This is a genomic window from Paenibacillus sp. P2(2022) (assembly GCF_029522175.1).
GTDB classification, from domain to species: domain Bacteria; phylum Bacillota; class Bacilli; order Paenibacillales; family Paenibacillaceae; genus Paenibacillus; species Paenibacillus polymyxa.
The window spans coordinates 1-8,785 of the sequence record NZ_JAKWFI010000019.1 but is presented as its reverse complement, the minus strand read 5'-3'; the positions used below and the strand labels follow the sequence as shown (position 1 = coordinate 8,785).

Annotated in this window: 1 protein-coding gene; it reads right to left on the bottom strand. The window is 53.6% G+C overall.

The features are described from left to right. Positions 1-8,785 (bottom strand): non-ribosomal peptide synthetase (locus MMB75_RS25800; protein WP_277511592.1); only part of this gene is annotated, 8,785 nt, incomplete at both ends.

Sequence of the window (8,785 nt, the reverse complement as noted above, 5' to 3'; positions counted from 1 at the left end):
CCTGGGCTTCAAGCCACTCAATATACTGACTGTATGGAGTCACCGGGGCGAGCTTTGGTTCTCTATGTTCTACGGCTGCAAAATAAGCCTCAAACACCTCATCCGTTACCAACGCCACACACCAGCCATCCATTAGGATGTGATGAGAGCTCCACACAAAGTAATAATCCTCATCACCTGTCCGTAAAATCGCCACGCGCATCAACGCATCCCGGGACAAATCGAATCCGGCTGCCTTGTCCTGGCGAATAAATTCCTTCACATACGCGTCACGTTCCTGATCATCCAAATGACGCAAATCTTCATAGCTGAAACCAACATCCTTGCGCCGGAAAATCACCTGCACGGGCTCATCCTGCCAGCCGCTGATGAAGTTAGCTCTAAAGATTTCATGCCGCTGCGCCAAATGATTCAAGCTATCTTGGAAAATATCTGCCTGGAAGCGACCACGCAAGTCAAAGGTCGTTTGTTCAAAATAAGCCCCTGACGCTGCATCCATCAGGCTATGGAACAACATGCCTTTTTGCATCGGTGTCAAGGCATATACATTTTCCAGTTCCCCGATGTCACGAGTCCGCTCTACTAACTGATCCAGCTCGGCCAAGGTTACAGGTTTAAGCATCACATCGCTTGGCGTCAGCTCCTGCTGTTTGCGACCCGCGCAATGTGCGATGATGTCCTGCAGGCTGGTTCTGAGCGCTTCGGCTAGCTGCTCCATCGTTTCCCTGCGATATTCCTGATGGCTGTAGCTGATCGTCAATTGCAATTGACCTTCTGAAATCAGTCCGTTCAGATCCAGCGTGTGCGATCTGGCTGCATGTGCGCTCAGCTCGGCACCGCTAGCGTAAGGAGACACGCCAATGGATTGATTTTGCATATCCTGATCAAATTGTCCCAAATAGTTAAAGCTGATTTCAGGTTCGGTTCCAAACCGCTCTTGCTCACATGCCGCGGACAGGTATCTCAGCATACCGTAGCCAATACCCTTTTGCGGAATCCGGCGTAGCCCTTCTTTCACCTGTTTGATGCGCTGTGAAAGGTCTTGCCCTGCGCTCATATCCAGCACAACCGGGAATTGGGTCGTAAACCAGCCTACCGTACGCGTAATATCCAGCTCTGGCAGAATGGATTCCCGTCCATGGCCTTCCAGGTTGACGAGCACTCGTTCAATCCCCGCCCAGCGATGAATAGCCAGGCCGAGTGCGGTCAGCAGCAAATCATTCATATCCGTGTTGTAGGCACGATGCGCTTGTTTTAACAGCTGCTCCGTTTCTTGAGCTGTCCACGTGACTGTCATGAGCTCGCTGTCTTTATTCAAGGAATGAGAAGGTGATTCGTCTTTTGGAAGCGGCTCATACACACCCTGCTCCATTTCTTGCCAGAAGGCGAATTCTGCTGCCATTTCTGGACCGTTCGCATAGTGAGACTGTCCCTCAGCCCAGGTACGGAACGAATCCGTTTTGTGCGGAAGACGAGCCGGTTGTCCGTTCAACGCCTGTTCGTAGGCTGTCGTAAGATCCTCGAACAAAATGCGCCAAGAAACGGTATCTACTACTAAGTGATGAATAACCATCAGCAAATGATCTCCATCTGGGCAATGGAACAGCCCCAGCTTCATCAGCGGTCCTTCGCTTAAATGAATCCCCGCCTGAATTTCATTCGCTTTGGCCTCAATCGCCGCAGACACTTCCGACTCCTTCCTGAAGTCTGCCTGATCCAGCGTATACAGCTCACCCTCACCCACCGCGCGATTCCAAGCTTCATACCCGTGTTCGGTAGGACGGAAAACGATCCGCAGTGCATCGTGATGACTAACGATGTGATCCATCGCTGTGCGCAGTGCCGCTTCATCAAAACCATCCTTGCTATGCAGCATGATGGACTGGTTGTGATGATGAGCATCCGCCAGGTTTTGCTCCAAGAACCAGTGTTGAACGGGTGTCAGCTTCAAAGCGCCTACCACTTCACTCTGATCCGCCAATCGGGTAACGGATTGGACTTTCAGCGCCAATGCAGACACCGTTGGATGGCTGAACAGGTCTTTCATCTCCAGTCGATAGCCTGCTTGTAGCAAGCGGGACGATACTTGCAGCGCTTTGATCGAATCGCCGCCCAGCTCGAAGAAGTTATCCTGCGTGCCTACGGCCTCCACGCCGAGCACTCCGGCCCATACCGTAGCCAATACTTGTTCCACCTTGGTACGCGGGGCTACATAGGCTGCTCCCGTATGGATGCTGCCTTCCGGTTCCGGCAAGGCCTTACGGTCAATTTTGCCGTTGCTGGTCAGCGGGATCGTCTCCAGTCGCATCAGCCGTGCTGGCACCATGTGCGCTGGCAGTCCGGCTTCCAGCTCTGCTTGTACTTCCTCGATCCGCAGCTCGGTTTCTCCCGTGATGTATCCGCACAAATACTTGTGTCCACGCTCGTCCGTCCGGTCGATGACTACGGCTTGACGCACACCCGGTACCCGCTGGATCGCCGTTTCAATCTCGCCCAGCTCGATCCGATAGCCCCGGATTTTGACTTGATAGTCCATCCGGCCGATAAAGTCTACATTGCCGTCCGGCATCCACCGTGCCAAGTCGCCGGTGCGATACAAACGTTCACCCGGTACGTACGGGTTCGCCACGAATTTCTCGGCTGTCAGGTCCGCACGGTTCAGGTACCCCCGTGCGACCCCGATGCCGCCGATGCACAACTCGCCCAGTACACCGATCGGTACCGGGTTCAGCTGGCTGTCTACGATGTAGAAGCGTGCGTTCAGCCACGCCTGTCCAATCGGCACATTCCCGCTGCTTGGCAGTTTCGGCAGCTCTTCATCGTAGAAGCTGGAGTCAATCGCCGCTTCCGTGACACCGTAGCTGTTGATGATGCGGATATCTGCGCCAAACCGTTCTTGCAGCACCCGGTAGTCCGTCACGCTGCAGCTATCCGAGCTCGTGATCAGCAGTTCCAGACTGCTCATGTCCAGCCCGTGTTCATGCACATGCTGCATAAACGGTACGATCAAGGCTGGCGTCGATTCGAACACGGTGATTTGATAATCACGAATCCAGCCATACAGACGGCTTGGATCAATGCGGTCATCTTTCGGACAGATGACCATCGTGCCGCCGTTATAGAGAGTCCGTGCAATATCGCCGACGAACACGTCAAAGGAGAAGCTGGCCAGTTGCAGCAGTCGGACCGGGAACTGGTTCAGACGGTAATCCCGGCGATAGGCCGCAGCCGTGTTCACCAAGCTGCGATGCTCGATCATGACGCCTTTTGGACGTCCCGTTGTCCCGGACGTATAGATCACATATGCCAGATCGTGCGGCTCGTTGATGTGATCGACGTCTGTGACATCTCCGGTATACAGCGACTCATCGTCTAATGCTAGTACAGTGTGCAGACGCAGCCCTGTTGCCAGCTCGGATGCTGCTTCGCGGCCAGACTTCGAATCTGATTTCAAGCTTACGCCTTCATTCAGGCGGTCTCTTTCCATCGTTTCAGCGCTAACCGCTGTTTCCAACTCACCCTCGGTCTTTCCTTCGCCCAGAGCCCCTTGGCTTTCATTCAGCCATGCTTGCGTGCGCTCCTGCAAACTGGTTTGGGTCAACAGCACCGTCGCACCGCTGTCCTCCAGCATGAAACGAATGCGCTCGGACGGATAGTCTGCATCCAGCGGCACATAGGCGCCTCCAGCCTTCCATACCGCTAGTACGCCGACCAGCATGTCTACCGAGCGTTCACTCAGAATGCCGACAATGGATTCGCGTCCAATGCCTTCTTTTCGCAGTCTGCGCGTCAATTGGTTCGCACGCTCGTTCAGCTGGCGGTACGTAAGCTGCTGCTCCTCGTACACCACCGCCACATGATCTGGCACAAGCTGTGCCTGTTCTTCCACATAGGCATGGAATAAGACTTCTGCTTCAGCCGCAACCTCCGATACGCCTACATCTCCAAAACCATAGAGGATTTGTGCCTTCTCCTCGACAGTTACCATATCCAGAGCTGCCAGTGGCTGCTGTGGATGAAGTGTAATCGCACGTACGAGTTCAGTAAAATGCTGTGCCAAGCGTGCGATGGTCTCCGGCTTGTACAGCGCCGTGCTGTATTCCAAACTACACAGAATACCTTCTGGCTGCTCTACGGCATCCAAGGTCAGATCGAATTTGGACGTAGGATTATCCGTCAGATACGGCTTGAAGGTCAAACCTTCCAGCTCGAACTCCTGCTGTTCAAATGTTTTCAGCTCAAACATCGTGTCAAACAGCGCATTCCGGCTCGTATCCCGCGTTACATTCAGCTTTTCAACCAGCTCTTCAAACGGATATTCCTGGTGCTCATACGCACTAAGCGCATGCTCTTTGACCTCTTGCAGATAATCTAGGAACGTTTTGTCGCCACACGGATAATTGCGAATCGCCAGCGTGTTGAGGAATACGCCTACCAGGCTCCCCAGTTCCGCATGTGGTCTTCCGGCAATCGGCGTGCCGACGATGATGTCCTCTTGACCCGTGTATTTATGCAAAAGCGTGCTATACGCTGCCAGCAACACCATGTACAAGGTAGAGCCAGTTTGCGCGGCCAGCTGCTTCAGCTGCTCGCTGTCCTCCATGCGGATCGCAAACTCAAATCGAGTTCCTTCCAGACGCTGTACAGCAGGTCTTGTAAAATCCGTTGGCATATCCAGCGCCGGGATTTCACCTGACATGGTTTTCAGCCAATAGCTTTCTTGCTCACGCAGGCGTTCACTTTGCATATCTGCATGCTGCCAAACCGCATAGTCCTTGTACTGAATCCGCAGTGGCGGCAGTTCCTGGCCTTCATACAATTGAGAGAACTCCTGCACGATAATGCCTTCCGTCACGCCATCCGAAATAATATGGTGCATGTCATAGAGCATAACGTGACGCTGCGGTCCATTTTCGATCAACTGAACCCGCAGCAACGGGGCTTGTGCGAGATCAAATTCACGTACAAAGTCCTGTGCGTACTGCGGTGTCTCTTCTTCACTTGCTTGCACATATTCCACGCTGAATGGAGCGCTGGATTCAATCCGCTGAATCACCTCACCATCCACCATATCGAATCGGGTTCGGAGGGCTTCATGACGGGCAATCAGTTGGCGGAAGGCTTGTTCCAGTCTTTTTTTATCCAAGGAACCTTCGATAATCAAAGCTCCTGGCATGTTGTAGCTAACCTCTCCACCTTCCAGGTGACTCAGAACGTACATCCGTTTTTGTGCCGAGGAAACGGGGTAATATTCGCGCTCCTCTGCAACAGGTATGGATACATACGTTTGCTGGGTCTGATCTTCACCCATCACCTGTACCAATTGCTCAATCGTCGGATATTGGAAAATATCTCGCAAGGCCAGCTTGTGATTCAGCTCCTGATGGATTTTCGCCATCAGTGTAGTAGCACGCAGCGAATGTCCTCCCACTTCAAAGAAGTTATCCTGGATGCCTATTTGGTGATGATTCAGAACGCTTTGCCAAATACGGACCAGCTGCTCTTCCAGCTCTGTGCGCGGCGCCACGTACTTCGTGCCTCCTTCGAGACGTGTTTCTGGCGCTGGCAACGCTTTGCGATCAATTTTTCCGTTTGGTGTCAGCGGGAAACGATCCAGGGGTACGACGTAGGTCGGGATCATATAGCCCGGCAGTTTGGGCTGCAGTGTGCTGCGCAGCTCCGGCAAATTCAGCGCCTCCGAGGCTACGACATACGCACACAGATCTTTGTCTCCGTCTTCGTTTTCCCAGGCGGTGACGATGGCTTTCTCAATGCCAGCCACAGTCAGCAGCTGCGCTTCCACCTCGCCCAGTTCGATCCGGAAGCCCCGGATTTTGACCTGATCATCCATCCGGCCGATAAAGTCCACATGGCCGTCTGGCATCCACCGCGCCAAGTCGCCGGTACGATACAGTCGTTCACCCGGCACGTACGGGTTCGCTACGAATTTCTCCGCCGTCAGGTCCGTACGGTTCAGGTACCCCCGTGCCACACCAGCACCGCCAATGCACAGCTCGCCCAGTACGCCGATCGGCACTGGATTCAGCTGGCTGTCCACAATGTAGAAGCGTGCGTTCAGCCACGCCTGACCAATCGGCACATGGCCGCTACTTGGCAGCTTCGACAGTTCTTCGTCATAGAAGCTGGAGTCAATCGCCGCTTCCGTAACACCGTAGCTGTTGATGATGCGGATCTCCGTGCCAAACCGCTCCTGCAGCACCCGATAATCCGTCACACTGCAGCTATCCGAGCTCGTGATGAGCAGCTCTAGACTACTCATGTCCAGTCTCTGTTCATGCACATGCTGCATAAATGGTACGATCAAAGCCGGTGTGGATTCGAACACCGTAATTTGATAATCACGAATCCATCCGTGGAGACGGCTGAAATCAATCCGGTCGTCTTTCGGACAGATGACCATTGTTCCCCCGTTATAGAGTGTCCGCGCAATATCGCCGACGAACACGTCGAAGGAGAAGCTGGCCAGTTGTAGCAGTCGTACCGGGAATTCGCTCAGGCGGTAATCCCGACGATAGGCCGCAGCGGTATTCACCAAGCTGCGATGTTCGATCATGACACCTTTTGGACGTCCGGTTGTCCCAGACGTGTAGATCACATACGCCAGATCCTGCGGTTCGTTAATATGATCGACGTCTGTCGTATCTCCGGTGTACAGTGACTCATTGTCCAATGCCAGTACGGTGTGCAGACGCAACCCTGTTGCTGGCTCGGATGCTGCTTCGCGGTCAGGTGGCGAATCTGATTTCAAGCCTAAGCCTTCATTCAGGTTGTCCCTTTCCATCGTTTCAGCGCTAACCGCCGTCTCCAGCTCACCCTTAGCATTTTCATCGCCCAAAGCCCATTGGCTTTCATTCAGCCAGGCTTGTGCGCGCTCCAGCAGGTCGGTTTGAGTTAACAGTACCGTCGCACCGCTGTCCTCCAGCATGAAACGAATCCGTTCGGATGGATAGTCTGCATCCAGCGGCACATAGGCGCCTCCAGCCTTCCACACCGCTAGTACGCCGACCAGCATGTCTACCGAGCGTTCACTCAAAATGCCGACAATGGATTCGCGTCCAATGCCTTCCTTTCGCAATTTACGCGCCAATTGGTTCGCACGCTCGTTCAGTTTGCGGTACGTCAGCTGTTGCTCCTCGTACACCACCGCCACGTGATCTGGTACAAGCTGGGCTTGTTCTTCCACAAAGGCATGGAACAGGGCTCCTGCTTCAACAGCATCAGCACCTAATACCCCCACATTTCCAAATCCATCGATGAGTTGCTCTTTTTCCTCGGCGGTTACCATATTCAAAACTGCCAGTGGCTGCTGTGGATGATAGGCAATAGCTCGAACGATTTCCGCAAAATGCTGTGCCAATCGCGTCATGGTCTCCGGCTTGTACAGCGCCGTGCTGTATTCCAGACTGCACAGAATACCTTCTGGCTGCTCTATGGCCTCCAAGCTCAGATCAAACTTGGCCGTATGATTGTCCAGTGGATAGGAGCTCAAGGTCAGACCTTCCAGCTCGAACTCCTGCTGCTCCATTGTTTTCAGCTCAAACATCGTGTCAAACAGCGCATTCCGGCTCGTATCCCGCGTTACATTCAGTTTTTCAACCAGTTCTTCAAACGGATAGTCCTGATGCTCATACGCACGGAGCGCATGCTCTTTGACCTCCTGCAGATAATCCAGGAACGATTTGTCGCTGGACGGATAATTGCGGATCGCCAGCGTGTTAATGAACACACCCACCAGATTACTGAGCTCCGCATGCGGTCGTCCGGCAATCGGCGTGCCAACGACGATGTCCTCTTGAGCTGTGTATTTGTGTAAGAGCGTAGTGTACGCCGCCAACAACACCATATACAGAGTAGCGCCGGTTTGTGCCGCCAGTTCTTTCAGGCGTTCACTAACCTCACACTCTAGTACAAATTCGATCGTATCCCCTGCCGTACTCTGCACCGCTGGGCGGGCAAAGTCAGTAGAGAGATCCAGTACAGGTAGTTCACCTTGGAAGGTGTCAAGCCAGTACGCTTCCTGACGCTGCATCCATTCCTGGTGGGCTTCGCTTTGCTGCCATACGGCATAATCCTTGTACTGTATCCGCAATGGCGCTAGCTCTTCACCGCCATACAAGCGGACAAACTCGTCGGTCAGGACCTCCATGGATACCCCATCCGAGACGATATGGTGCATGTCAAGCATAAGCAGATGTTGAGCTTCCTGCTCTACTCCCTGAGCGCCCAGATCCACCAAGCCTACCCGCAGCAGCGGCGCAGCTTTGAGATCAAACGGACGAACAAAGCTCCGTACCCGCTGTTGCGCTTCTATGTTGACTCTTGTGTACGTATCTGTAGTTGTGTCCTGATCTGTGTCCGCAGTCGCACCCTCTGCCTGTACCTTCGTATATTCCACCTCGAACGACACAGTGTCCTCAATCCATTGCATTGGCTCGCTGTCGATTAGCTCAAAGCGAGTACGCAAGGTCGCATGGCGGGCAATCAGTTGACGGAATACGTTCTCTACTCGTTTCACATTCAGCGGACCGCTCACTTGCAGCACCGACGGCATGTTGTAATTCACATCCTGCGGGTCGAACTGATGCAGCACATACAGTCGCTTTTGTGCCGAGGACAGTGGGTAGAAACTACGCTCCTCCGTCACCGGAATGGACGCATACGCCACCTGATCCAGACCTTCCAGAACGGCTGCCAGCTGCTCAATCGTTGGCGCTTCAAAAATGCTGCGCAGTGGAAGTGGCTTGTTCAGCTCTTGGTGAATCTT